General features: G+C 54.0%; 24 protein-coding genes. 7 read left to right on the top strand and 17 right to left on the bottom strand.

Going from position 1 to position 25,218, the window contains the following annotated elements:
• The 14 genes from ACI9KD_RS08915 to rpoE form a co-directional block, all read right to left on the bottom strand.
• A partial coding sequence (locus ACI9KD_RS08915) for an HD domain-containing protein (RefSeq protein ID WP_414980816.1) occupies positions 1-895 on the bottom strand: 895 nt, incomplete at its 3' end.
• A gap of 4 nt (positions 896-899) precedes the next feature.
• Positions 900-1,796: a cysteine synthase CysM gene (cysM, locus tag ACI9KD_RS08910; RefSeq protein WP_414980815.1), complete on the bottom strand. Its 897-nt coding sequence runs from the start codon at positions 1,794-1,796 to the stop codon at positions 900-902.
• 59 nt (positions 1,797-1,855) lie between these two features.
• On the bottom strand, positions 1,856-2,230 hold the full coding sequence (gene acpS / locus ACI9KD_RS08905) for a holo-ACP synthase (RefSeq protein ID WP_414980814.1): 375 nt from the start codon (positions 2,228-2,230) through the stop codon (positions 1,856-1,858).
• Entirely contained in the window at positions 2,227-3,000 is a 774-nt protein-coding gene (gene recO / locus ACI9KD_RS08900; RefSeq protein ID WP_414980813.1) for a DNA repair protein RecO, read from the bottom strand. The genes acpS and recO overlap by 4 nt, the downstream gene beginning before the upstream one ends.
• Positions 3,001-3,021: 21 nt before the next feature.
• Positions 3,022-3,921: a GTPase Era gene (gene era / locus ACI9KD_RS08895; protein ID WP_414980812.1), complete on the bottom strand. Its 900-nt coding sequence runs from the start codon at positions 3,919-3,921 to the stop codon at positions 3,022-3,024.
• Positions 3,918-4,592: a ribonuclease III gene (gene rnc, locus ACI9KD_RS08890; protein ID WP_414980811.1), complete on the bottom strand. Its 675-nt coding sequence runs from the start codon at positions 4,590-4,592 to the stop codon at positions 3,918-3,920. The genes era and rnc overlap by 4 nt, the downstream gene beginning before the upstream one ends.
• A complete protein-coding gene (locus tag ACI9KD_RS08885; protein WP_414980810.1) occupies positions 4,592-4,981 on the bottom strand; it encodes a DUF4845 domain-containing protein in 390 nt (129 codons plus the stop codon). The genes rnc and ACI9KD_RS08885 overlap by 1 nt, the downstream gene beginning before the upstream one ends.
• A gap of 36 nt (positions 4,982-5,017) precedes the next feature.
• A complete protein-coding gene (lepB, locus tag ACI9KD_RS08880) occupies positions 5,018-5,857 on the bottom strand; it encodes a signal peptidase I (RefSeq protein ID WP_414980809.1) in 840 nt (279 codons plus the stop codon).
• A gap of 36 nt (positions 5,858-5,893) precedes the next feature.
• Positions 5,894-7,690: a translation elongation factor 4 gene (lepA, locus tag ACI9KD_RS08875; RefSeq protein WP_414980808.1), complete on the bottom strand. Its 1,797-nt coding sequence runs from the start codon at positions 7,688-7,690 to the stop codon at positions 5,894-5,896.
• A gap of 142 nt (positions 7,691-7,832) precedes the next feature.
• A complete protein-coding gene (locus tag ACI9KD_RS08870) occupies positions 7,833-9,263 on the bottom strand; it encodes a Do family serine endopeptidase (protein ID WP_414980807.1) in 1,431 nt (476 codons plus the stop codon).
• Between the two features lie 72 nt (positions 9,264-9,335).
• Positions 9,336-9,803 (bottom strand): SoxR reducing system RseC family protein, encoded by a 468-nt coding sequence (locus tag ACI9KD_RS08865; RefSeq protein ID WP_414980806.1) that lies wholly within the window; start codon positions 9,801-9,803, stop codon positions 9,336-9,338.
• A 25-nt stretch (positions 9,804-9,828) separates the two neighbouring features.
• Entirely contained in the window at positions 9,829-10,737 is a 909-nt protein-coding gene (locus ACI9KD_RS08860; RefSeq protein ID WP_414980818.1) for a MucB/RseB C-terminal domain-containing protein, read from the bottom strand.
• A gap of 96 nt (positions 10,738-10,833) precedes the next feature.
• On the bottom strand, positions 10,834-11,445 hold the full coding sequence (locus ACI9KD_RS08855) for a sigma-E factor negative regulatory protein (RefSeq protein ID WP_414980805.1): 612 nt from the start codon (positions 11,443-11,445) through the stop codon (positions 10,834-10,836).
• Positions 11,446-11,599: 154 nt separating this feature from the next.
• Positions 11,600-12,181: an RNA polymerase sigma factor RpoE gene (rpoE, locus tag ACI9KD_RS08850; RefSeq protein WP_414980804.1), complete on the bottom strand. Its 582-nt coding sequence runs from the start codon at positions 12,179-12,181 to the stop codon at positions 11,600-11,602.
• A gap of 210 nt (positions 12,182-12,391) precedes the next feature.
• Between rpoE and nadB the strand changes: the two genes are divergently transcribed.
• Positions 12,392-13,987, top strand: a complete 1,596-nt coding sequence (gene nadB, locus ACI9KD_RS08845; protein WP_414980803.1) for an L-aspartate oxidase — start codon at positions 12,392-12,394, stop codon at positions 13,985-13,987.
• Here nadB and ACI9KD_RS08840 read toward each other — a convergent pair.
• Positions 13,984-14,436: a hypothetical protein gene (locus ACI9KD_RS08840; protein ID WP_414980802.1), complete on the bottom strand. Its 453-nt coding sequence runs from the start codon at positions 14,434-14,436 to the stop codon at positions 13,984-13,986. The genes nadB and ACI9KD_RS08840 overlap by 4 nt on opposite strands.
• Entirely contained in the window at positions 14,405-14,665 is a 261-nt protein-coding gene (locus ACI9KD_RS08835) for a succinate dehydrogenase assembly factor 2 (RefSeq protein ID WP_414980801.1), read from the bottom strand. Before ACI9KD_RS08835 ends, ACI9KD_RS08840 begins: the two co-directional genes overlap by 32 nt.
• A gap of 110 nt (positions 14,666-14,775) precedes the next feature.
• On the opposite strand from ACI9KD_RS08835, the gene ACI9KD_RS08830 reads away from it, so the two are divergent.
• Positions 14,776-15,684 (top strand): YgfZ/GcvT domain-containing protein, encoded by a 909-nt coding sequence (locus tag ACI9KD_RS08830; protein ID WP_414980800.1) that lies wholly within the window; start codon positions 14,776-14,778, stop codon positions 15,682-15,684.
• Positions 15,685-15,706: 22 nt separating this feature from the next.
• Here ACI9KD_RS08830 and ung read toward each other — a convergent pair whose 3' ends face one another.
• The gene (gene ung / locus ACI9KD_RS08825; RefSeq protein ID WP_414980817.1) at positions 15,707-16,372 is read right to left on the bottom strand and encodes a uracil-DNA glycosylase; all 666 of its coding nucleotides are present in this window, start codon (positions 16,370-16,372) and stop codon (positions 15,707-15,709) included.
• Positions 16,373-16,582: 210 nt separating this feature from the next.
• Here ung and ACI9KD_RS08820 point away from each other — a divergent pair, with 210 nt between their 5' ends.
• The 5 genes from ACI9KD_RS08820 (at position 16,583) to ccoN (ending at position 25,208) form a co-directional block, all read left to right on the top strand.
• The gene (locus ACI9KD_RS08820; RefSeq protein WP_414980799.1) at positions 16,583-20,515 is read left to right on the top strand and encodes a DUF1631 family protein; all 3,933 of its coding nucleotides are present in this window, start codon (positions 16,583-16,585) and stop codon (positions 20,513-20,515) included.
• A 484-nt stretch (positions 20,516-20,999) separates the two neighbouring features.
• Positions 21,000-22,058 carry an oxygen-independent coproporphyrinogen III oxidase gene (gene hemN, locus ACI9KD_RS08815; RefSeq protein ID WP_414980798.1) on the top strand — a complete coding sequence of 353 codons (1,059 nt, stop codon included), beginning with the start codon at positions 21,000-21,002 and terminating at the stop codon, positions 22,056-22,058.
• Between the two features lie 86 nt (positions 22,059-22,144).
• Positions 22,145-22,903, top strand: coding sequence for a fumarate/nitrate reduction transcriptional regulator Fnr (fnr, locus tag ACI9KD_RS08810; protein WP_414980797.1), 759 nt, complete (start codon positions 22,145-22,147; stop codon positions 22,901-22,903).
• Between the two features lie 135 nt (positions 22,904-23,038).
• Complete coding sequence (locus ACI9KD_RS08805) at positions 23,039-23,647, top strand: Yip1 family protein (RefSeq protein WP_414980796.1); 609 nt, start codon at positions 23,039-23,041, stop codon at positions 23,645-23,647.
• A 124-nt stretch (positions 23,648-23,771) separates the two neighbouring features.
• The gene (gene ccoN / locus ACI9KD_RS08800; protein WP_414980795.1) at positions 23,772-25,208 is read left to right on the top strand and encodes a cytochrome-c oxidase, cbb3-type subunit I; all 1,437 of its coding nucleotides are present in this window, start codon (positions 23,772-23,774) and stop codon (positions 25,206-25,208) included.
• Positions 25,209-25,218: the final 10 nt, after the last annotated feature.

Below are 25,218 nucleotides of genomic sequence, written 5' to 3'. Positions count from 1 at the left end.
GTTCGGACACCTCAATTCGCACCGCGCGGATATCATAGACTTGTGAAAAGCCGATGCCCTTACGCTGCATTTTTCGCCAGATACTGTAGATATGCTTTGAACGACCGCTGACCTCAACATCAATGCCCGCGCCACCCAGAACCGAACGCAACTGCGCTATGACCCGGGTAACAAAACGATCTCGTTCCAGCCGCTTGCCATCTAGCAATTTCGCAATGCGCATGTAGGAATCGTTGTAAAGATAGCGGAACGACAGATCCTCAAGCTCCCACTTGAGGTGACCAATACCAAGACGATGGGCGAGCGGCGCATAAACATCAAACACGTCTCGCGCCACCAACTCTTGCCGTGTCTTATCACTTTTGACAGCGCGAATCGCGCAGGTCCTTTCTGCCAGTTTTATCAGGGCGACCTGCACGTCATCAACAATCGCTACCAGCATCTGCCGAATATTGTCGCGCTGCCGCTCTGCTTCCTCCAGTACCGCAGCATCACTAGGATTGCGTAAGTCGGCAATCGTGGCCATTCGCAAAGCCCCTCGAAGAAGGTCCGTCACTGCTTTGCCAAAACGCGCTTCAACATCGCTGATTCCCAGCCGCTGTTCGCGCACAGCGCGATAGAGTAGGCCGGCGATGAGACAGTTCGCCCCGACCCGCAGCTCCGCGAGAATCTGCGCAGACTCTATCCCTGCCCATTCACAATTTGAATCCCGAGCCCAATCACCGGTGTCTATTCCTGGAATTTGAGCGGCGTCATGTAAAGCATCCAAGGCGTCGCGCAAGCGCTCGGCACTTACCTTAGAGAGAGCCTCGGCTTCGGGAAGCTGGTCAAGCCAAGCTTGTGGGTCTACAGCACCATCACTTGAAAAGTAGCTTTGTTCGCGGACTTGGACCATCGTATCAGTCCTTGTCGAACACGCCGGTAGACAGGTAGCGATCACCACGATCACAGATGATCATCACAATCGTCGCATTCTCTACCTCAGCCGAGACACGCAATGCCCCCGCCACCGCGCCTCCCGCCGAAACACCACAGAAAATGCCCTCTTCGCGTGCCAGGGCACGCATCGCATCCTCAGCCTCGTCCTGTGAAATATCCAGCACACGGTCAACCCGAGCAGGCTCAAAAATACGTGGCAGGTAGGCCTTCGGCCAACGCCGAATACCTGGAATACTGGCCCCTTCCTTAGGCTGAAGCCCGACGATTTCGATATGAGGATTTTGAGTTTTGAAATACGCGGAACAACCCATAATCGTACCGGTCGTCCCCATAGAACTCACAAAGTGCGTAATTTCCCCCGCCGTCTGCTGCCAAATTTCTGGTCCGGTTCCACGATAGTGCGCCAAAGGATTATCTGGATTGGCAAACTGGTCCAAAACGATACCCTCACCCGCATCACGCATCATATGAGCGAGATCCCGGGCACCTTCCATTCCCTCTTCTGCCGTAACCTCGATGAGTTCTGCGCCGTAAGCACGCATAGCCTGTTTCCGCTCACTGCTGGCACTGGCGGGCATAATCAGTCGCATCCTATAACCACGCACCGCTGCTGCCATGGCCAGCGCTATGCCTGTATTGCCACTCGTGGCTTCGATAATCGTATCACCGGGAGAGATATCCCCACGCGCTTCAGCCTCGGCAATCATACTCATCGCGGGACGATCCTTTACCGAGCCGGCAGGGTTATCGCCTTCCAGCTTGGCCAACAAAACGTTGCTCGTAGCTCCCGGTAGACGCTGTAAGCGCACAAGCGGTGTGCCACCAATACAGGCCTCAATAGTTGGATAATCCGGCATATCAGTTCCTGCAACCCCTGTGGACGCTCGCCATTTTCATAGGTAAAACCGCGATCACCTTATGCCAGCAACACGGCGAATGCCACTGCATAAGCGCGCTCGTCAGACAGCGTCAAAATAACCTTACTACCCCCCTTGTTGTGGGCCACTGCACTGCCTCGGGGCGATAAGTGCACCACCGGAGCACCTGTTTCAGCCGCACGTAGTTCAATATCCTGCCAACTCAACTCGATTCCGATACCCGTACCTATACTCTTGGCAATGGCCTCTTTTGCAGCAAAGCGCTTCGCCAGGTAGCGCCAGGGTTGCGCTTTTGTATGACACATCAAGATCTCATTCGGGGTGAGAATTCGCTGCTCAAACCGCTCCCCATGGCGACGCCAAACCGCTTCGATTCTAGCTATCTCAACAATATCTGTGCCAATCCCTATCAAGTGTCACCTATCTCTACTTGTTCGTCAGCGTGTACCTGCGGCCCGCCCGCAGTCTCAAACATACTCCGGGAGCGCAGCGGCGCTGCACCGAGATGCGGACGTAGCAAGGCTCTTACCATACGTTTGGCGGCCAATCCGTTACCCGCTTCGAAACGCCCTTGAGCGATGGCCATGATCTCTGTGCCGGCGAAACTGACGTTTGAAGCGGCCGAGGCTGATGTCTCCCGGAAACCAAAATCCGGTACAAGAACATAACGAGCCTCCGCACGAATCGCGGCGCCCCGAGAAGCATCGGTGGATAAGTCCACGGCATAACCGAGCTCCTCAAGGAGTCGAAACTCGAAGCGTCGTAACGCGGGTTCAAGCGCAGTTCTCGCACTCGCCACGCTCGCGATATCCGACAGGTCGGCGATCGCAGCACCATAGGCTGTGAACACGGCAGGCTGGACTTCAAATCGCTGCAGTAAGCGAAGCAGGAGTTCGTTGAGGTAGAAGGCGCTGAGCAGAGCTTCGCCATGCAAGGGTGGCAGTTCACCGCCAGATTCAGCACCCGTGAGCGTGAGAAGCTCACCCTTACCGCTGAAACTCAATAACAATGGACGAAAGGGCTGCAAAATGGCACCCAAGGGGCCACCGCGCCGGCGACGACTTAGTCCTCGGGCAATCAGGCCTAAACGCCCGTGCTCAACGCTAAAAACATCGAGCAATTCGCTATTGTCGCGAAAGGGACGTCGATGCAAAAGATAACAAGGCTGCAGCTGTACGCGCATCAGCCAGACGGTCTATGACGCTCAACGCCCATCGTCATAGCCCAGACTCCGCAACGCTCGCTCATCGTCCGACCAACCAGATTTTACTTTCACCCAAAGATTAAGCATGACCTTGCTGTCCACCAGTTTCTCGATGTCCTTGCGCGCATCCGTGCCTATTAGGCGTAATCGGCTGCCTTTTTGACCGATGAGAATAGCCTTCTGTCCTTTGCGCTCTACGAGTATGACCGCGGAGATATGTACGATTCCACCCTCATGACCGTACTCCTCAATCTCTACCGTCGTGGAGTAAGGCAGCTCGTCACCGAGTTGACGGGTGATTTTTTCCCGCACAATCTCAGCAACCAAAAAGCGCGTGCTCCGATCGGTTATCTCATCTTCTTCAAACAAAAACGGAGCCTTAGGCAGCCGCTTTACGATCTCTGTTTCGAGTACCTCGAGGTTTCGACCCCGCAGAGCAGAGAGCGGGATCAACGCCGCAAAATCCGCCCGCGGAGCCAGAGTCTCCAGACTAGGCAAAATGGCATTAGGATTATCCTCGAGATCAACTTTGTTAATCACAAGCAGCAACGGCACATTACTCGCCACACAGCTTTTCAGCACCCGCTCGTCATCGTCACGCCACTCCCCCCGATCTACGACCATGACGGCAATATCTACCGCGGCAAGGGCCGCACTCGCCGTACGGTTCATAAAGCGGTTCAGTGCCCGATCCTGACCACCGTGAATACCCGGGGTGTCGACAAACAACATCTGTGCAGAGTCGGTGGTTTTGATTCCGAGAACTTGGTGACGCGTGGTCTGGGGTTTACGCGAGGTAATGGAAAGCTTTTGCCCCAGCAGATGATTCAACAAGGTAGATTTACCGACGTTGGGTCGGCCTACAATCGCCACGTAACCGCAGCGTTTTTCTTCGCTCATGATTCCCCCAGTTGGATCAACACTGCTGTCGCAGCGGCCTGTTCCGCAGTACGGCGGCTTTCGCCAACGCCTTCGGCTACTTCGTCACCATCTGACAACTCACAGGCAACGGTGAATATTCGCGCATGTTCTTCGCCGGCCGCTTCGCGCAAAACATATTCCGGTAAAGGACGGCCAGTGCCCTGGAGCAACTCCTGCAGTCGAGTTTTTGGATCTTTGCGCGCTTGTTCGAGCTTAAGACTCTCAAAGCGACTTTTAAAAACCTTGGAGATTGCTGTACGGCAGCCTTCTATACCCAGATCCAGAGCGATTGCGCCCAACAAGGCCTCGAGAGTATCTGCAAGAATCGAGTCACGCCGGCGACCACCACCGTGCCTCTCCCCCGCGCCTAAGCGTAGCTGCTCACCCAATTCCAGCTCTCGGGCGACCGCGGCGAGCGCGCTACCTTTTACCAGGGACACCCTGAGCCGGCTAAGCTGGCCCTCATCGGCATCGGGGAAACGCGCATAAAGTTCTTCACTGACGATGTAACCAAGTACCGAGTCACCCAAGAACTCCAGACGCTCATTATTACGACTGCCAACGCTCCTATGGGAAAGAGCCTGCGTGAGTAATGCACCGTTGTTCAGCCGGCAACCAAACTGCCGCTCCAACCACTGCTGCGCATCCATCACTCGTCGTTGTAAACCTCACCGGCAACGAACACCAGATCGTCATATTTAACGACCACGTCAATGCGCCAAAACAAGGGGATACGATCCTCGTAATTAGCATTAAGCATGACTTTTCCGTCTTTACGAATAATCTCTATATCTCTAGGTTTGATCGTCTTGATCTGATTCATATTGAAACTACCGGAGAGCGCGCGACGAATATCTGCAATAGTATCTTCGTCATCGTCGTATCCCTCTGCTGCTTGAATCACCAACTCACGAATGGTCTGGTACTCGATCAATCCCGGCGCAATACGAATCCCGGACATCACAAAGAAACCCACCATCACACCGATAGTTAGCATGCCCAGCATGCCCATTCCCTGCTGCTTAATTAGCGTTTTCATAGCCGCCCCCTCGGTGACTGTCCGCCGTGAGCGGACTTATTCGATACCACCCACACGATCAAATCTTGGGATGCTAAACAGTGAATCCCAATGCATCCAAATCGCAAAGGCCTTGCCTACTATATCGCGCTCACTCACCTGCCCCCAAACGCGGCTATCGGAGCTATTGTCGCGATTATCACCCATCATAAAGTAGTGCCCCGCTTTCACCGTGACCGTAAAGTCTCGTCCGGGACGCATAAGATTAACCTGCTGGAGATGATTCTTACCCCCGAGCTGCGAGATACCCATCTGATAACGAGAGCGACCGTCGGGCACCTCCGCCAGTGGCTCAAAAGGAATCGGCTCTCCGTTCACATAAAGGCGCTTACTGCGATAACTCACCACATCACCGGGCAAGCCAATGACGCGCTTAATGTAATACGTCTTATTCAGATGCGGCGGAAAAAACACCATGACATCACCGCGCTTGGGCTCGCTGATAGACAGCACTTTGGTCCTCAATACCGGGAGCCGAATGCCGTAGACGAACTTGTTGACCAGTATGTAATCACCGACCTCAAGTGTGGGCACCATGGAAGACGATGGAATCTGAAAGGGCTCCGCCAGAAAACTTCGCAAAACAAAAACTACGGCAAGGACGGGAAAGAATGACCGAGAATACTCGACGATCGTCGATTCTCGAGGCAGAGTCTCCGCAGCGACCGTGAAGCGTTTCGCATCCGCCGAGCCATTTTGATTCCACTCAGGATACTCCGTACAGAGGGCGTCGAGACTTCGCTGCCGACCCGGCGCCCATAGCAAGCGATCCGCCAGCCAGATGAGCCCGGTGCCAAACACGAGAATCACCAAAATCAGCGGAAAATCAAGCGACATAAGCGCTCCTGTTAATCACTTTCGAAGGACACATAATCAATCTACTCTAAGTACAGCCAAGAAAGCCGACTGCGGGATCTCTACATTGCCCACCTGTTTCATACGCTTCTTACCTGCTTTCTGTTTGTCCAGCAGCTTGCGCTTACGGCTCACATCGCCGCCATAACACTTGGCAGTCACATTTTTGCGCAGCGCTTTTACAGTTTGCCTTGCAACAATTTTACCGCCTACCGCCGCCTGAATCGCGACATCAAACATCTGCCGAGGAATCAGTTCCTTCATTTTCTCAGTCAGCTGGCGACCGCGATACTCGACCTGATCGGAATGGACGATGAGTGCGAGTGCGTCAACTCGGTCACCATTGATAAGTACATCAAGTCGAGACAATGTAGCCGCTTCGAAACGGTCAAAACTATAGTCTAGCGAGGCGTAGCCTCGGCTCACTGACTTCAGTCTGTCGAAAAAGTCCAGAACCACATCGGCCATAGGAATATCGTAGGTCAGCGATACCTGAGACCCAAGAAACTGCATGTCGCGCTGCTCTCCCCGCTTTTCCACGCAGAGGCCGATAACGTTTCCGAGATAATCCTGCGGCACAAGAATATTGCACCGGGCAATGGGCTCGCGCATCTCATCGATGTCGCCCAGGTCTGGAAGCGCCGAGGGATTATCCACGCGCATAACTTCGCCGCGCTTGTTGCGCACTTCATAAACAACGGTCGGCGCGGTAGTGATGAGATCGAGATCGTATTCCCGCTCCAGGCGCTCCTGAATGATCTCCATATGCAGCATGCCCAGGAAACCACAGCGAAACCCGAATCCCAGAGCGTCGGATGTCTCGGGTTCATAGAACAATGACGCATCGTTAAGAGTCAGTTTGGCTAGTGCGTCACGAAAGTCTTCATAATCGTCGGTTGAGACCGTAAAAATGCCCGCATAAACCTGCGGCTTAACCATTTTGAAGCCGGGCAAGGAAGGTACATCGGGAGTCTTGGCATGCACCAGAGTGTCCCCCACCGGAGCGCCAAGAATTTCCTTGATACCCGCAACGACGTACCCAACTTCGCCCGCTTGCAAGATCTCCCGGGCTTCGCGCTTGGGGGTAAAAATACCCAGGCCGTCGACCTGATGCTGCTTGCCCGTTGACTTGGTGATAATACGGTCGCGCCGTTTCAGCACGCCTTGCTTCACGCGCACCAGTGACACTACGCCGAGATAGTTATCAAACCAGCTATCAATAATCAGAGCCTGCAAGGGGGCGTCCCGATCACCCTCGGGGGGTGGAATATGCTTTACGAGGTATTCAAGTGCGTCCTCGATGCCCAGGCCAGACTTAGCTGAAACCAGGCAGGCCTCCGTCGCATCAATCCCGATAATCTCTTCGATCTCTACACGTACCCGGTCCGGATCAGCCTGAGGAAGATCCATTTTGTTCAGGATCGGCAATACCTCAAGACCCAGCTCAAGAGCGGTATAGCAATTAGCCACCGACTGCGCTTCAACACCCTGGCCGGCATCTACGACGAGCAATGCGCCTTCGCAGGCTTCCAGAGAACGCGAAACCTCGTAGGAAAAGTCCACGTGTCCGGGGGTGTCAATAAAATTAAGCTGGTAAGTCTCGCCATTCTTAGCGTGATAATCCAAGGTAACGCTTTGCGCCTTGATCGTAATGCCGCGCTCGCGCTCAATGTCCATAGAATCAAGGACCTGGGCCTGCATCTCCCGAGAGCTCAGACCTCCGCAGTGCTGAATAAAACGATCGGCCAGCGTGGACTTCCCATGATCGATGTGGGCTATGATAGAAAAATTACGGATGTGATCAATGTCACTCAAGGGGCATGCTCATTAAGACAACGCAAGGCGGAACCCCAACTGAGGTCCCGGCAAAAAGCGCGGCATTGTAGCCCAGTGAGGCCCCCGTCGCCACGAGTACGACGAGTCACTGAATACCTGCTACGGGGCCTCCGGCACAGCGTCACTCACCTAGGCGCAGGCCAATAAACATCGGTGAACCCCGCCGAATTAATCGCAAAGGCACTGATGCACCATCTTCAAGCTCCCCCACAATGTCACTAAAGGCATCCAAAGAGCGTACTGGCGTAGCACCCACAGCGGTGATCACATCACCGGGCATTAAGCCCGCCTCTTCCGCTGGGGATTCAGGCTCTACGCTGCGCACGACCACGCCACCAGCAATACCCCAGCGTGACAGCATCTCTTGGGGGGCTTCTTCAACCACGATACCAATGCGTCCACCCCGTTCGGTCTCTGCGTCTCCGTTTCGATAGGCTTGATCGACGCTGTCATCTGCATCCAGGCCACCTACTTCGACCTCAATGGTTTTTTGCTTCCGATCCCTGACTATAACCACGTCAACCTCAGCACCTGGGGCAATCAGACCCACCACGTGGGGGAGATCTGCTGAGGTTTCGATGGGCTCGCCGTCAAATTCAATAATGATGTCGCCGGGCTCAAGGCCCGACTTGGCGGCAGGTCCATCGCCAGCAATTTGAGAGATGAGAGCGCCTCTGGGGCGATCAAGACCAAAAGACTCGCCGAGGTTACGATCTACATTCTGAATCGTGACCCCCAGCCATCCGCGGGTCACCGTGCCACCGTCTTTCAATTGATTGACTACATTGCGCACTACATTCACTGGGATCGCGAATGAAAGCCCAATAGAGCCACCTGCGCGGGTGGTGAATATCTGTGAGTTCACTCCTACGACCTCGCCCTTCAAATTGAACAGCGGTCCGCCCGAATTACCCGGGTTGATTGCGACATCAGTTTGAATAAAGGGCACATAGTTCTCTCGACTGCGGGTAGGGAGACTCCGGCCTTTAGCGCTGACAATGCCGGCTGTCACGGAGTAATCAAGCCCAAAGGGAGACCCGATAGCCAACACCCACTCACCCACCTGCAGTGCATCGTCGACACCCAATACCAGAAAAGGCAGCTTTTCTGCCTCGATTCGCAGCAATGCGAGATCTGAACGCGGATCGAGCCCTACAATTTCTGCCTCGTACTCCCGGCGATCAGAGAGGCGCACTGTGACTACATCGGCATCCTCTACAACGTGATGATTGGTCACCACGTATCCATCATCCGAAATAATAAAGCCAGACCCAGTGGCCATCCGTTCCTGTGGTCTCTGGGGGCTTTGGGGTGGATCGGGCATCTGGAAATAACGCCGGAGAAATTCCGGAATTTCTTCTTCGTTGATGTTTTGGCCACTGTTAGGCGCGCTCCCCTCAACGATGATTTTGACCACCGCAGGCGATTGCTGCGCAACAATTTTCGTGAAATCAGGCAACTCCACAGCCCAGCTAACCGAGGCCGACAACAGCAAAGCCAGGGTTGCGGCGCTCAGCAGTGTTACCCTAAGGCCTCCTAAAAGATGTCTCATTGGTCTCTCCAAAATCAAGGTCAGTCTAGAAATAAGTTGGTATCAACGGCTCGCTGGGAGCGTGGCTTCGGATCAGCTGACCCCGGTCACTCGAGGCTGAAACTCAGCATCGTGGCTCATACGACGACTCATTGTCCTAAGCAGCAACAGCCCCGCCGCCAGCCCAGCAATGGCTGCCAGGGTCACTCGCAGGTCAAGAGCGGCCTGCGAGAGCGACGAGGGCGTCCAGAGCTGATCTGCGAGTACCGCCGCAAAAACCGTCATCAGCAGCGGCATTGCGTAAAGCATCCATGCAGCTCGTAGAAACCCTCGCTCGGGTAAAGCAATCTGGACAGTGTCATGAATACTCACGGTCAACGTTTTGTCGACCGGCAACAGCGCTTTGATCAAACCCTGTGAAACACCGGGCCGGGCGCTGTTAATCATGCCATGGCCGCAGCCAGAGCGAGCTGCGCAGCCCCCACAGCTGGATTGTCGCAACGTTTCAACCCAGACCGAGTCTCGTTCCAGGGCAACTACGCGAGCAGTTTCAGTTAGCATCAGTAATCAAGCCAACCGCAGTACATCAGCGGAGCCTCACAGAATCCGCCAACATGCGCGCCGTGTTTGTAGGAATCTCGCCCAGCACTGTTATCAGCACCGGTCTACGTTGAAGCAGCACTCCTCGCGTGTAAGCCACGGTGCTGCCCTGACGCTCAACGCCCTCCCCCGGTTTGATCGCCACACTTAAAGGCTCCAGAAAAACCGAAAATGATGACAAGCCATCGGTATAGCTCTTTCTCTGAGACTTTATAGGTGTCGAATCTGTGGCCATAAATCCGTCCGGGAGCCACGCTAGCTCCCAGGCAGGCCCCGCCCTCAAATGCTCGGACTCCTGAGGATGCGGATGGCTCGCCTCGTGAGCCACCACCGCTTCTTTCGGATCGCCGGGAGCCATGGAGAGGCTAGCGAACTGAAACTGCTCCAGAACACTCTGATCCGCTGCAAAAATCGAGGACTTAAGAATCAAGGCCGTATCTTGGTCCAACTCAAGCACATGTCCAAAGCGGTACATGTCCCGGGGCTCCGCACGAAGACGCAAGGACTCGCGACCGGCGATACGATCACCGGGCTGCAACCTAAACTTGTAAACCGATGCGAGTCCGCAATACGAGCCTTTGAGCGTATCGGTGGCTCTTAATAACTGATGGCCGGGATGCATACAGTCCGTAGGATGTCCCGATCGTTCAACGCGAGCGTCCTGTCCGGTTAGCCTCGACAGCTCCTCGGAGGCCTGCCCGTTGGAAACACTATGAGACAGCTCCATGATTTGCATGTCGCCGCCACGCTGCAAAGTGACCACTCCGCTATAACTCACCTGCTGAGCGTTGTTAGACATTGCTTGTAATAGCCGGGCGACTGCTGGATCAAGTGCCTCGCACTGCTGCTGTGCTAACGCAGTTGCAGGGACAATCAAGCAGAGAAAAGCAGCCATAAAAAGGCGCGAATAGCCTGTGTTGTTTGCATTGCAGTCGGCATGAACTACGTCATGCTCCCGGCTGACTGGCCATTTCATGAGAAGGGCTTTCACCTACTGCTCAATCACCGGAACGCGGGCGAAGGGCAACATTCCCTCAGGTGTATTTAATGATGAGTGCTCCGCGTGCTCCTGACTGTATCGACGGAGTCGTTGCCGAGCGAGCTCTCGGTAGGCCGTTCGATCGGCGGGCTGGAGTGTAGGTAATGCACGCGTGCCAAAACTCGCCTGCACAGGGACTGCACCGGTGGTATTCACCACACCGACAGGCAATGGTGCCACTCGTGCCACAAGATCAGCATCTCCTCCTGCATAAGTCAGCGCCAATTGCTGCCCTCCAACCACCACAACCGCTGCAACGGACGCCGCTACCGCAAAGCTGCCGAATGCCCGACGCCAATTCCCAGAGCTACTTTGTTGCAGCTCAGGCTCCGCGTCGATAGCCGCTCGCACCGACATCGCAAAATCCGGAGCGGGTCGCACAGCCTCACCGTGCATTACCGAACGTGCGGCATGCAGGCGATACCAGTGCTCGCGCAACTCGGGGGCACCGTCCAGCTCGCGCAGAACGCGTCGAAGCTCAAGTTCCTGCGCCTCGTTATCGGCCAGCGCCGACAATGTTTCCTGTGGCGTCGCACCCGGACTAGCGCTCTCGGCATTACGCATACTGTCTATCTCCGCTACTCATAAATACTTTTGCCTGTCTTACTTGCTTGATACTGATACCGCCGCCCCAGAATCAACGCATACAGTCTACGCCCGTGGCGCAATTTGTACGCTCTAAATTCAACCCACTGCGACATGACTGCCTGCTGCCGCACTAAAAACCGTCCATTTGCAGTTGCACTGTTTTGTCAATCGCTTCTCGGGCACGAAAAATCCTTGAACGCACCGTACCTACCGGGCACTCCATCACTTCGGCGATTTCCTCATAACTGAGACCATCAAATTCCCGTAAAGTTACCGCAGTGCGTAAATCATCTGGCAGCGCATCAAGCGCACCGTTGACTCTCGTTCTCAACTCTTCACCAAACAACGCACTTTCCGGTGTCTCTTGATCGCGCAAAGCATCACCCACCTCAAGGTACTGGGCGTCATCGACATCTACATCTGACCCTGGTGGTCGCCGGGAGCGCGAAACAAGATGATTCTTGGCGGTGTTGATCGCAATGCGATACAGCCACGTGTAAAAAGCGCTATCCCCCCGAAATCCGGGCAGCGCTCGATACGCCTTGATAAACGCTTCTTGGGCCACGTCCTGCACCTCGTCTGCGTCACGCACGTAGCGGCTGATGAGGCTCATGATTTTCTGTTGATATTTGATAACCAACAGATCAAAGGCGCCTTTATCGCCTTTTTGAACCCGCACAACCAACTGTTTATCTGTGACCGAAGCGGTCAAACGTCGCACTCCTCCCTGATGCACGGCGTCAGCAACCGCATGCTGCCCCACCTGCTAATTATGGACACCCGTAACTCTCCGCAGTTCCCTGTGAATTATTTACCTTATAGACCTGCACCGGCGGCTCTGAAGAATCACTGTACCCGTATATGGTTAAAACAGGCATGATACCTGTCATTCAGTTTTCTTTATAAGGACTCCTGCCGGGAAATGAGTACGCATTATCGCCACGACGTTGTGATCATCGGGCGAGGCGCCGCAGGGCTGGCGCTTGCCTTACGACTTCCAACACATTATCGCATCGCGGTTCTCTCCAAAGGGGACGTCAAGCAGAGCTCTACCTATTGGGCACAAGGCGGAATGGCGGCAGTACTGCATGCCCGAGACAGCGTCGACGCCCATGTAGATGACACTCTTCGAGCTGGCGCGGGCCTTTGCCACAGGGATGCAGTGGAACTCACGGTGTCTCACAGCCGAGAAACCGTCGACTGGCTAGTCTCATTGGGAGTCGACTTTGACCTTCGGGATGACATAGATCAGACCCAGTCGCCTGAGTATCACCTCGCGCAGGAGGGGGGGCATAGCCACCGCCGAATCGTGCACGCGGCCGACCGCACCGGTGGCGCCATTGGTGAAGTTCTGGAACAACGGGCCCGCCAGGCTGACAACATTGATTTACTCCCGGGACGCATAGCAGTAGACCTTGTGATCAAGGAAGGCCGCTGTAAGGGAATCTATGTCCTGGACGAAGAGAAGGACCGCGTTGACCTCTTTGAAGCAGGCGCGGTAGTGCTCGCCAGCGGAGGCGCTAGTAAAGTCTATCTGTACACCAGCAACCCCGACGGTGCTAGCGGCGATGGAATCGCCATAGCATGGCGCGCTGGATGTCGAGTTGCGAACCTCGAGTTCAACCAATTCCATCCCACCTGCCTGTATCACCCGGAAGCAAAATCGTTTCTCATTACCGAAGCACTCCGCGGCGAGGGCGCTCATCTATTACTCCCCAACGGTGACCGATTTATGCCGCGCTTCGACGAGCGCGCAGAACTGGCCCCCAGGGATATCGTAGCTCGTGCCATAGATCACGAAATGAAACGACTGGGAGCCGACTGTGTGTATCTGGATATCTCCCACCGCGATCCCGGCTTTGTTCGCCAGCATTTCCCTACAATTTACGAGCGCTGCCTTGAATACGGAATCGACATTACACAGGATCGGATACCGGTAGTACCCGCGGCACACTACACTTGCGGCGGCGTTATGGTGGACAGTCAGGGTCGCACCGATGTGGAGGGGCTTTACGCCATCGGCGAATGTTCATTCACGGGGCTTCACGGCGCTAACCGCATGGCGAGTAACTCCCTTCTGGAGTGTCTGGTCTACGCACAAGTCGCAGCGAGGCATATCAGTACCCAGGATTTGCAAGGCAGCATCGTCCAAAGCCCACCGCCATGGGATGAGAGTCAGGTGACGAATTCAGATGAAGATGTGGTGATCTCTCATAACTGGCATGAGCTTCGACGATTCATGTGGGACTACGTAGGAATCGTCCGCACCAACAAACGACTTCAGCGAGCGCTGCGCCGCGCCGGTTTACTCCAAGGAGAAATTGCCGAGTACTACAGCAACTACAAAGTCACCAATGACCTCCTTGAGTTGCGCAACTTAGCGATGGTAGCTGAACTCATGATTCGCTGCGCTATTGAACGATGTGAAAGCCGTGGACTGCACTACACGCTTGATTATCCTGAGTTATTACCCGAGCCAATAGACACGATTCTTGTCCCGGACAACTATCGAAACTAAGACGAGTGAGTACGGGATTCCAGGCGCAACTGGCGGCGCAGCAAGCGCCATTGTTCGTCGGACATCGCGTCGTGAAAAACCAACAGACTCTTAGCTAAGCCGTGATCTCCAGGGACCGAGCCCTCTAAACTGCAGTCCAACCAAAGCACACTGGCCAACGTACCATGGGCGCGCAATTCGCAGTGAGACACCAAAGCGTGACTGTGTAGCGTACACAACCACTCTCCTCTTGGGTGACGGATTGAGCTACCGGCAAGTGTGATTCCAAAAGGATCCATTTGCGCCAGACTATGCGCCAGAACGGCAAAACCCATAGCCGTCAGGAGTAGTCGAAAGTCTGCGCTGTAGCAACTTGCAAAGACACTCAAGCCAGAAAGCAAGCACAATGTGCGAATCAGGCCACGCAGCTGCGAGGACTTACTGAGGTGTATCCTCAGGTCGTCGCGCATTCAATATCATGCTGATCATATCGGCATGCTGGGCATTTTCTGGGACTTGCTTGCGCAAAAACCAATCGAAGAGCTCCTGATCCTGACAAGTCATTAAATCGCGGTAGCTTCCGCGATCTTCGTCATCCAACTGCGCATAGTGCAAGCGTATGAAGGGCTCAAGAATTAGATCAAGCTCAAGCATGCCTCTGCGACTCGCCCAGCGCATGCGCTTATGTTCTTCGTCCATGCGAGATTCTCAATTTTCCAAAGCCAGGAAGTATAACTGAGTCGACCTCCGGGTTATGATCCGCGCTTCGTAAATGCTACGGCAAGTTCAATGAGCAATAAGGAGTAATCGTGAGCGGTTTTGCCTGCTTTTTACCCAACGAAACCATGATTCACCTGCGCGGGAGCAAGATTCCTGAGTTCCTGCAGGGACAACTGACTTGCGACACGCGCCAGCTGTCTCCCAGCGCAGCTGTAATGGGCGCCCTATGCAACGTTAAAGGGCGCGTACTCAGTGATGTCATTGTTTTACAGCTGAGTGATTCTCACCTCATGCTGCGACTGCGCCGATCCCTCGCCTCAAGGGTGGCCGAGACGCTGCACCGCTATGCCCAGTTCTCCCGAATTAGCGTGGAGTTGGACCCCCGCAAAGACGCTGTCATTGGAGTACGTCAAACGCAGGACGCTCCTGCCTCTCAGACGCTATCGGCGGGCAGCATGCCAGTGTCCCTAGACGCAGGGATTCTGTCCTTGCAACGCGGCCCCAGATACGGTGAGATCATCAGCGTGGATGCAAAGAACCCCAAAGATCTTGCGAGTCTCGTCGCCGATCGCAGCATCGACACAGAACCTCGCTGGGCGATGGAGACATTGCGAAGCGGACACTACGCGCTGGAACTTGAGGATTATGAAGCCTTCATTCCTCAAGCACTGAATTATGATCTCACTGGCGTCGTCGCCTTTGACAAAGGTTGCTACACGGGACAGGAAATTGTTGCCCGGCTGCATTACAAAGGCCAAAGCAAGCGCCGCCTACAAATCTTTGAGACCGCAGAGATTGTGGAGGCCATCGCGCGCGACACGCCACTTCTCACAACTGAGGGAAAGCCTGTAGGTCGTTGCCTGCGCGTCGAAAACGCCCCCGATGCCCGCTCTTTACTGGCGGCTGAAGTTCAAAGCAATCACCTAAACAACCGTTTGTTTCTAAAAACCGGCGGGGAGCTAAAGCCTCTGGGTCTGGATCAGAGTCAAAATACCTAAGCGTCAGTGCTTGAGTATGGACTTAATCCGACAAGGACCAATCAATCGCCGGCAAGCCTTGCGAGTGGAAAAACGTATTGGCCTTTGAGAAGTGCCCACATCCCAAAAAACCACGGTAGGCGCTTAGTGGCGAGGGATGCGACGTTGTAAGCACGCAATGTTTGCTTACGTCGATAGCGCCGCCTTTTTTCTGTGCCTGCGCCCCCCAAAGCATAAACACCAGCGGTTGATCGCTCTGGGACAGAAGGCGAATCACGCGATCGGTAAATCGCTCCCAACCTTTACCCTGATGCGACCCGGGGCAGTTACGCTCGACGGTAAGCACTGTGTTTAACAGCAATACTCCCTGACCAGCCCATTCGTTGAGGCAAGCCTGCAATGGAAGGCTAAAGCCTAAGTCCGCTTGCAACTCTCGAAGTACATTCCCAAGGGAAGGCGGGACAGGCGTGCCGGAATTGACCGAAAAGCACAGCCCATGCGCCTGCCCCGGGTTGTGGTAGGGATCCTGCCCAAGAATTACCACCCGGACCTTTTGCGGTGGCGTTAGCTCGAAGGCAGAAAAGACTTGTTCTGGTGGAGGATATATCTCAACACCACTCGCTCTGCGCTCGCCAAGAAACGCGAACAACGCCTTCATGTACTCCGCCTCAAGCTCACTTTTGAGCAAACCCGCCCATTCATTGTGAATCGACCAACTGTGTGCTTCTTGCTGAATAATTGCCCCTTGCTAAGAAAAGATCGATTTTGGTGAGAGCGTCCAACACTGCCGCCCAAGATAAGCACACGTTAAAAGCATGCGCCATACTTCAGAGTGAACAACTTCTTACGTATACTCTGACCTACAGCGACGCAGACGCGCAATAGCGCCCTCGCGTCACGTAATGAGACTGCGAACTTTATGAGCAATAATAGGCTTGCGCTACCCGCTTATCTTCGGTTACCCGATGGCCTTCGTTTTGCTGGCGTGGCGGAGATCACCGACTCAGGCTCACTGCTCCTTAAACCCAAGCAATCAATCTCGCCTCTCCCGCCCGAAGGCTTACCCGTACACCTGGTTATTGCCGGTCTACCCAACGATGACGAAGCGCAGATCAGTATCTCCGGAAGTATTGAGTCCGTTAACTCCCGAGAAGTGCTGGTCACCCCTGACGAGGACCTGCCTGATCTGGTGATGGAGGTGATGGATCCCGATTCCATCCTCTGGTTACCAGGACCCGAAGAGGCTGAGCGACTTATATCTGAGATGCTGTCTCTCGGACACACACAATTGAACAAAGCGATGCGACGGTTCCTGGTGGAGCTTGGGGATCGCTTATTTGATTTGTCGACATCCTCTCGCTATGGCATTTCCGGACAACATGCCCACTACGATGCTCTCAATGTCCTCAAGCGCAACAACGAAGATTTTCTTAAGAACTTTTCAAAAGCACTTACAGTCAGTGTCGAAACGCTCGAGAAAGAGAGTGAGGGACAAACCTTTGCTGATCTCGAAGCCGCCACGACTCGAAGCCTGAACCTCGTCGCTCTCGACGACATGGATCAGAAATTGGCCGTGGACAAAATTGTCAATAACCTGATTGAGACGCATCGAGTCGAACTCGAGTGCCTGACAATCCGTACCGCTCTGGTGGCAGATCGAGAGCCCCGAAGAGCCCGAACGCCCTTCCATCCAGCCTATGTCTTACAGGCCTTCATGGACGCCTTCAAAACCATTAGCGATCGACCGATGGTGATCCAAGATAGCCTCACAATGTTCCGCGAGGCCTATGCCCCAGAGCTAGAAAAACTATACCCAGCACTCAACGCCGTCTTTATCGAGGCAGGCGTCGAGCCTGGTCTGGAAGAAGATATCCGCGACAACGGCTCTCTTTTGAATCCTATAGAGAAGCGCATCATCAAATCCACTGTGCGCACTCGCCCGGGGTCAGAGGAGCCAGACCTCGATAGACCTCCGGCACAAAGCTCACCTGTAGGCAGCACCTTCAGAGGCTCCTCCCCGGAGCCTCGCGAACGAGGCGGTGACGATGACAGGGGCGCGGCTGCTCACAAAGAACCCCCCGGCACACCGGGTGGGGGTGCTCCATCCCGCAGCGGAAGCAGCAAACATGACGCGATGTATGACGCGGTCATCAGCGCCTTGGATACCAATAGAGGGCGTTTATCAGAGACTCGGGATGACCCCGGAACGACAGAGGCCGTCGACGGTGATAACTCGTTGGCTCAAGCACAAACAGCTGCATCGACAGGCCACGCTGCGCCGGCCGTGGATCAAGCGCAACTTTTGAATGCGCTGCTTACTCTCCAGGCTGCCCAACCACAAAGCACCTCCCTGGACGATCTTCAGCCTCTGGAAAGCCTACTTAAAGAACAGGGCGGGTTGGACAGGGACTCTAAGCTGGACAGGGACGGCGCCAACAGACTGAGTTTCGTAGACACCGTTTTTCAGACCTTGAGTCGCAACTTTGAAGTCAGTGATGATATGGCGCCGAGCCTCGCAAGGTTGCGGGTACCTGTTGCACGCCTGTCGCTACAGGAACCTCGATTTTTTGCTCAACCGGAACACCCGGCACACAAGTTACTCGACAAAATCTCGAAGCTCGCAAGTGCAGACCACACGCTAAATCGCTCCTTGCAAAAGAAAGTCGCAGCCATAGTCGAGCGAGTAGCCCAAGAATACAGCGATGACAGTGTTGTCTTCTCGGATGCGCAAGGCGAACTGGACACCCTGCTATCCCAGCAAAACCGATCATTGGATCGAAACATTGAACGGGTGATCAGTGGGCTTCAGGGACAAGAGAGATTGAATCAGGCACAGCGAAGCGTTGAGCATCTGCTGGAGCGCAATCTGGATCAGGAAAGTGCCCCTCGAGCGTTGATCGACCTACTCGATGGAGGTTGGCGTTCAGCGCTCGTTCAGATCGCTTTGCGTGATGGTGAGGAAAGCATTGCCTGGAAGGAAGAAGAAGCGCTCCTTCGTACCTTGGTCAACGACTTTAAAGAGTCCAGCGAAGGCGGACTTCCAGAACCAGAGGTCAAAGAAGTACAGCGGCGTCTTCAGGCCCTCAATCGACGTCTGAATACATCTAACCCTGGCTCTGTGACCCATGAAGCCGCACTGCGCAACATCAACGCAGTGATCACCGGCCAAGCGCCCGTGGATACCACTAGCTATAGTTCACAGATAACAGCACCGGGGTCCCTGGACTCACAGCGCGTAGAACAGCTCCCCCGCCTACGTCGTTGGCTACAGCGCGTCGAAACCTTGGAGCCCGGCGCTAAACTGCGTTATCGCGATAAAGATGGCCGTCAACGAAAGATGCGTTTGGTGTGGGTCAGTGAAGAACGGGATCAGTTTGCCTTCGTCAACGAGCGAGGTCAGAAAATTGCCGAGGTGAGCGCCATCCAATTGGCTCGACAGCTAAGTCGTGGGGCGCAGATGCCCACCCCGGTTGATGAGATGTCTGTCCTTGACCAGAGTATGTACGGTGCATTGGAGCAAGCTCAGAAAACCCTGAGCTTCGACAGAAATCGTGATGACATCACGCAACTCATCAATGGCGAGTCCCTCCTCTATCAACTCCAGCGAAGCCTCAGAAATGCGCATGTAAAAGGCAGCGAACACGCATTCCTACTTTTGAATATCGACGACTTTGCATTGGTTAATGATGTTTTTGACGACACCAGTGGCGATCAGGTGCTCAATGAATTTGGGCGACTGCTGGCGCAGATGAACGATCGCCGAGCCCTTACGGCACGAATGGAAGCGGATGAATTTGGCGTTCTTCTTACCTACCGTGATATCGATGAAGCCCGCCGAATCGCGGATAAGATTCGTACGGACATCGCCTCCAGCAGTTTAAGCATCAATGGAGAGGGCGTCTCTTTTACCATTTCCATAGGCATCGCGTCTGTCGCGCAAACAAGCGAGAGTGCCGCTTCCATACATCGGCAGGCACGCCAGGCTCTTACCTTGGCCAAAACTCAAGGCAAGGATCAAGTCGTTGTATTCGATATCGACCAAGAAGAGGTCATGAATTACAAGGTCGAACGCGCCACTTCGCGTAAACGACTTGACGACGCCATGTCCACCGATAGCCTGGTACTCCGTGCGCAGCCTATTGTGCAAAGTGCCGTAGATGGTCACGAAGGAGCGAAACACCACTACGAAATACTTTTAGCCCTGCGCGATGACGATGGCGAACTGCAATCACCTAAGGACTTCATTATGTCCGCAGAGCGCTTCGGCTACGTCACTCTAGTGGATCGCTGGGTGCTCAAAGAGGCATTCGCGTGGATATCACAACTGATGGATACCCAAAAAGAAGTACCAGAGCTGTCTATAAATCTGTCCGGCACGAGCATCACTGATAACGACTTCCTGGAATACGTTCTGGAGCAAATTTCAGAATACGGAGTAGGCACCAGCAAGCTGTGCTTTGAAATCACTGAAACCGGAGCCATAGACAACCTACCCAGAGCAGCCGATTTTGTGCGCACGCTCAAGAATATTGGCTGCAAATTTTCTCTGGATGATTTTGGCACCGGCCTGGCAAGCCACAAGTATCTCAGGGAACTACCCGTTGATTATGTGAAAATCGACGGTACCTTTATTACGGACATCCATCGCAATCCCACGGATTATGCGATGACCAAGTCAATCAATGATCTGGCCCACTTCCTGGGACAAAAAACTGTTGCGGAATGTGTAGAAGACTTGGAAATCGTGCCCGCTTTACGAGAGATTGGTATTGACTATCTCCAGGGCTGGGGCATCGGTATGCCCAGGGAGCTCCACGAGATAACCGAAGAACTAGCCAATCTCGAAACCTGACAAATCCTCAGCGCCAAACATCGGCGTTGATGTGGATCAAGATCATCTCCAGCATCCCCTGCTAAGCTGCCGTTTTTACGATGACGACGGGCTTAGCATTGGAGATGAATCAGATTATTGGAATCGCTTCCGCTGAAACAGACCGGCTGCCCAGCGAGTGGGCAGCGGGCATGGACATGGACATGGCGCGAAAGTACGCTACCAGCGGCCCGCGATACACATCCTACCCCACCGCTCCGCAGTTCTCTGAGGACTTCGACCTCACGCGATATCGAAATTGGCAAAGCCGGAACGACGCCCATACGGACCCTTTATCGCTCTATGTACACATCCCCTTCTGTCATGACATTTGCTACTACTGTGCCTGCAACAAAGTTGTAACCCGCAAGGACAGCGTTGCAGCACGCTACATCAAACAGTTGACTCAAGAACTCGAGATGCAAAGTCAGCTTGTCGGCAAGGACCGTCCTGTGACGCAGATGCATTGGGGGGGGGTAGTCCTACGTACCTCAATGACGGTGAAGTTACCGAACTCATGCACAAGCTGGCAAGTCGCTTTCGACTGCTGGACAAGGGCTACCGCGAGTACTCCATCGAGATCGATCCGCGAACAGTGTCGGCAGCCACCATCGCGTTGCTCAAGGGTGTGGGGTTCAACAGAATAAGCCTCGGCGTACAGGACTTTGATCCCGTCGTACAACAGGCCGTCAATCGTATCCAACCCTACGGGCAAGTCGCCGACCTTGTGGAAGCAATCCGTGCACACGGTTTTCGGTCCCTGAGCTTTGACCTGATTTATGGACTCCCCTACCAAAATCACCTGAGCATGGCAGAAACGCTACGTAAAGTGATAAGCCTGCGTCCAGATCGTATTGCCTGTTACAACTATGCGCACCTACCCGAACGGTTCTTAGCCCAGCGCTCCATCGATCGCCTTCAACTCCCAGAACCTGAAGAAAAACTGCTTCTCGCGCAAATGATCAGCGCGACGCTACAGGACGCAGGCTACCGATACATTGGTATGGACCACTACGTCTTACCGACTGATGACCTGGCAAAAGCCCAGGGAGAAGCGCGCTTGCAGCGCAACTTTCAGGGCTACTCACTCCGGTTGGCCGACGATCTTTTAGGCTTAGGCGTATCTTCGATCAGCCAGATCGGTGACTTTTACCTCCAAAATGCCCGGGATCTATCGGATTACTATCAACTACTAAACGATGGCCGACTCCCTATCACCAAAGGTTACATGATCAATCATGAAGACAAGCTTAGACGGCGGATCATCATGTCCCTGATTTGTGACCTTAGCCTGGATGTCGCAGAGCTCGAGCGCGAGTTTGGCATCGACTTTTCCGTTCATTTCAATGAAGCCCTGACAGAACTTCAAGACGCCTTTGACGACCGGCTTATGGTTTTCGAGGCGGGTCGTCTGCAGGTGACTGAAGCGGGGAGACCCTTCCTCAGAAATTTGTGCATGCCCTTTGATCAGTACCTCGAACATAAAAGTGCAAGCGCTAAGGCGAAGTTTTCTGCCACCGTTTAAAGCCAGGGTCAACGTTCAACCTTGTTGACACCTTTGATGCGTGTCGATAACTTTAGCCACTAGCCGGTATGGGAATGATTTCAGCAGTGAATACGCGACTTATAGATGTGGATTCCAACAGCACGCAATCGACCTCTTGCGATCACGACTTTCAGGTCCATTGTAACAACTGCCGGCTCAGTGGCGTTTGTCTCCCTTTCTCCCTCGAAGCAACAGAGATAGAAGATCTCGATCGAATCGTTCAACGCAGCAAGCCTTTACAAAAAGGCCAGCACTTATATCGCGAAAGCGACCGCTTTGAATCAGTGTTTGCCGTGCGATCGGGAACCATCAAAGCTTACCGCACAACTGACGATGGCCGAGAGCAGGTCACTGGCTTTTACTTCCCAGGAGAGATTCTGGGAATGGACGGCATTAACAACAACACCCATGCCTCATCGGCGAAAGCTCTAGAAACCGCATCGGTATGCGAAATTCCATTCAACTCTCTGGAAAAACTCAGCGCGATCGTGCCGCAGCTCCAGAGGCACTTCTTTCAGCTCATGAGCCGTGAAATCACCGAAGACCAGCAGCTGATTACCTTGCTGTCCAAAAGCTCTGCCGACGAGAGAGTCGCAGCGCTGCTTCTCAGTGTGTCGACCCGAAATGCTCGACGACAGCTCAGCGCCACCGAGTTTCGACTCAGTATGTCTCGCGTGGACATTGGCAACTATCTGGGGCTCACCGTAGAAACGGTCAGTCGAGTATTCAGTCGCTTACAGAAACTCAATGTTTTGAGCGTGGAAAACAAAGAAATCGAAATTCTCGACATTGATGCTTTGCGCAAAGTCGCCAACGCGCGATAGTTGTGCAAGGGCGTGTCTGGTAGGCCATCCAACTCATTAACGCACTTGCATCGCTTCTTGATGTAGATCAACGAACATCGAGGCCACTTGATTAAAATGCCGCTGGTAGCACGCACTATCAGGGGATAAAACACAATGATTCAGCACACTTTTGGCCTGCTGTTCAAACCACGACAGCAATGGCAAACCATCGCTGAACTGCCCGAAAGCTCGCAAAACCTCCTGGTAATCTACCCTTTTTTTCTAGCACTGCTCCCAGCGGTCGCCTGGTACTGGGGCACGAGCCATGTGGGCTGGACCGTAGGTAGTTACAACGAAGTCATCAAGCTAACAAATGACAGTGCGATGCAGATCAATATCCTATTTTACTGCGTGATGGTCGCCAGTGTGGCTGCCATTGGTTACGCCATACACTGGATGTCGAGCACCTATGGTGCGGACCACTCCACGATTGCCAAAGGCATCATGATCGCTGGTATGACTGCCACCCCACTTTTCATTGCAGGACTTGTGGGCTTCCGCCCCGTACTTTGGGTGGACTTACTCATCGGTGTTACTGCTGTGAGCTGGGCGGTGTACCTCATGTATCTGGGCATACCCATCGTGATGAATATTCCCCAAGAGCGCGGATTCCTCTTCTCAAGTGCCATTTTGGCTATCGGCCTGGTGCTTTTGGTCTCAATTATGGTCGTATCAATCCTGGCGTGGGACTTCGGTGCTGCACCAGCGTTTACCGACGGCTAAGAAAGCCGCTATTGATTGGCAAGAGCTTTAACCCGCGCTCTGCAACATGGCCGCGAAAGATCTACATAATATTACGGCGATAGCCACGGCTATCACGCATTAACAGGGCTTACGGGTAACAAGCATGAGCGAACTGAACGCAGCACTGGAACACCCTGTCTACAACTACAAGGTTGTACGGCAATTCGCGATCATGACAGTGGTGTGGGGAATAGTGGGCATGTTTGTCGGCGTGTACATCGCCGCAGAACTTGTGTGGCCAGCACTGAACCTGGGATTACCGTGGACCAGCTTTGGGCGCTTGCGTCCGCTGCATACCAACGCGGTGATTTTTGCCTTTGGAGGTTGTGCGCTGTTTGCCACCTCCTACTACGTCGTTCAGCGAACCACTCAGGCAAGACTCGTTTCCGACAAACTGGCAGCGTTTACGTTTTGGGGCTGGCAGGCGGTGATTGTGCTGGCGGCTATAACACTGCCCCTGGGCTACACAAGCTCCAAGGAGTACGCAGAACTTGAATGGCCTATCGACATCCTTATAGCGATCGTTTGGGTGTCTTACGCTGTGGTGTTTTTCGGTACTTTGGCTAAGAGGAAGACTAGTCACATTTACGTGGCGAACTGGTTTTTTGGTGCATTTATCATCACCGTTGCAGTACTACACATACTAAACAGCGCCGCCCTCCCCGTTGGCATGACCCTCAAGTCTTACTCTGCCTATGCCGGCACCGTCGACGCGATGGTGCAATGGTGGTACGGACACAACGCAGTGGGCTTCTTTTTGACCGCGGGCTTCCTGGGCATGATGTACTACTTTGTACCGAAGCAGGCCGAGCGCCCGGTCTACTCCTACCGCCTTTCTATTGTGCACTTCTGGGCTCTGGTTTCAGTTTACATCTGGGCGGGACCTCACCATCTGCACTACACAACACTCCCAGATTGGGCGCAGAGTCTTGGCATGGTGATGAGTCTGATTCTGCTAGCACCCTCCTGGGGAGGAATGATCAACGGCATCATGACCCTGTCAGGCGCTTGGCATAAGTTACGTCACGATCCTATTCTTCGCTTCATGGTCGTGAGCCTCTCCTTTTATGGAATGTCGACCTTCGAAGGCCCGATGATGTCCATCAAGACGGTCAATTCCTTATCCCATTACACGGACTGGACCATTGGCCACGTGCACTCCGGAGCGTTGGGCTGGGTCGCGATGATCTCTATCGGCTGCCTGTATCACCTAATACCCAAGGTTTACGGTAAAGAAAAAATGTACAGCACTGACCTGATCAACGTGCACTTCTGGATGTCTACCATCGGCACAGTGCTCTACATCGCTGCACTATGGGTCAATGGCATCATGCAAGGCCTCATGTGGCGCGCTTACAACCAAGATGGAACGCTGACCTATGCGTTTGTAGAGTCAGTGGTAGCGAGCTATCCCGGCTGGATCGTCAGGGTCATCGGTGGCGCCATATTCCTAGGGGGTATGCTCATCATGGCCTACAACGTCTTTATGACAATTCGCAAAGATGCGCCGATAACGGTGCCTGCAGCTGCCGCGGCATAAGGAGCGAACC

The sequence above is a fragment of the Congregibacter sp. genome, from assembly GCF_047617445.1.
GTDB lineage: Bacteria > Pseudomonadota > Gammaproteobacteria > Pseudomonadales > Halieaceae > Congregibacter.
Note: the sequence above shows the minus strand (reverse complement) of the source record. Positions and strands in the feature narration are given on the sequence as shown.

Coding starts and splice junctions, on each gene's coding strand:
- cysM (WP_414980815.1), bottom strand. CDS start 1,796: ATGCCGGATTATCCAACTATTGAGGCCTGTATTGGTGGCACACCGCTT.
- recO (WP_414980813.1), bottom strand. CDS start 3,000: ATGCGCGTACAGCTGCAGCCTTGTTATCTTTTGCATCGACGTCCCTTT.
- era (WP_414980812.1), bottom strand. CDS start 3,921: ATGAGCGAAGAAAAACGCTGCGGTTACGTGGCGATTGTAGGCCGACCC.
- rnc (WP_414980811.1), bottom strand. CDS start 4,592: ATGGATGCGCAGCAGTGGTTGGAGCGGCAGTTTGGTTGCCGGCTGAAC.
- ACI9KD_RS08885 (WP_414980810.1), bottom strand. CDS start 4,981: ATGAAAACGCTAATTAAGCAGCAGGGAATGGGCATGCTGGGCATGCTA.
- lepB (WP_414980809.1), bottom strand. CDS start 5,857: ATGTCGCTTGATTTTCCGCTGATTTTGGTGATTCTCGTGTTTGGCACC.
- ACI9KD_RS08870 (WP_414980807.1), bottom strand. CDS start 9,263: ATGAGACATCTTTTAGGAGGCCTTAGGGTAACACTGCTGAGCGCCGCA.
- ACI9KD_RS08865 (WP_414980806.1), bottom strand. CDS start 9,803: ATGCTAACTGAAACTGCTCGCGTAGTTGCCCTGGAACGAGACTCGGTC.
- ACI9KD_RS08860 (WP_414980818.1), bottom strand. CDS start 10,737: ATGGCTGCTTTTCTCTGCTTGATTGTCCCTGCAACTGCGTTAGCACAG.
- ACI9KD_RS08855 (WP_414980805.1), bottom strand. CDS start 11,445: ATGCGTAATGCCGAGAGCGCTAGTCCGGGTGCGACGCCACAGGAAACA.
- nadB (WP_414980803.1), top strand. CDS start 12,392: ATGAGTACGCATTATCGCCACGACGTTGTGATCATCGGGCGAGGCGCC.
- ACI9KD_RS08840 (WP_414980802.1), bottom strand. CDS start 14,436: ATGCGCGACGACCTGAGGATACACCTCAGTAAGTCCTCGCAGCTGCGT.
- ACI9KD_RS08835 (WP_414980801.1), bottom strand. CDS start 14,665: ATGGACGAAGAACATAAGCGCATGCGCTGGGCGAGTCGCAGAGGCATG.
- ACI9KD_RS08820 (WP_414980799.1), top strand. CDS start 16,583: ATGAGCAATAATAGGCTTGCGCTACCCGCTTATCTTCGGTTACCCGAT.
- ACI9KD_RS08805 (WP_414980796.1), top strand. CDS start 23,039: ATGATTCAGCACACTTTTGGCCTGCTGTTCAAACCACGACAGCAATGG.
- ccoN (WP_414980795.1), top strand. CDS start 23,772: ATGAGCGAACTGAACGCAGCACTGGAACACCCTGTCTACAACTACAAG.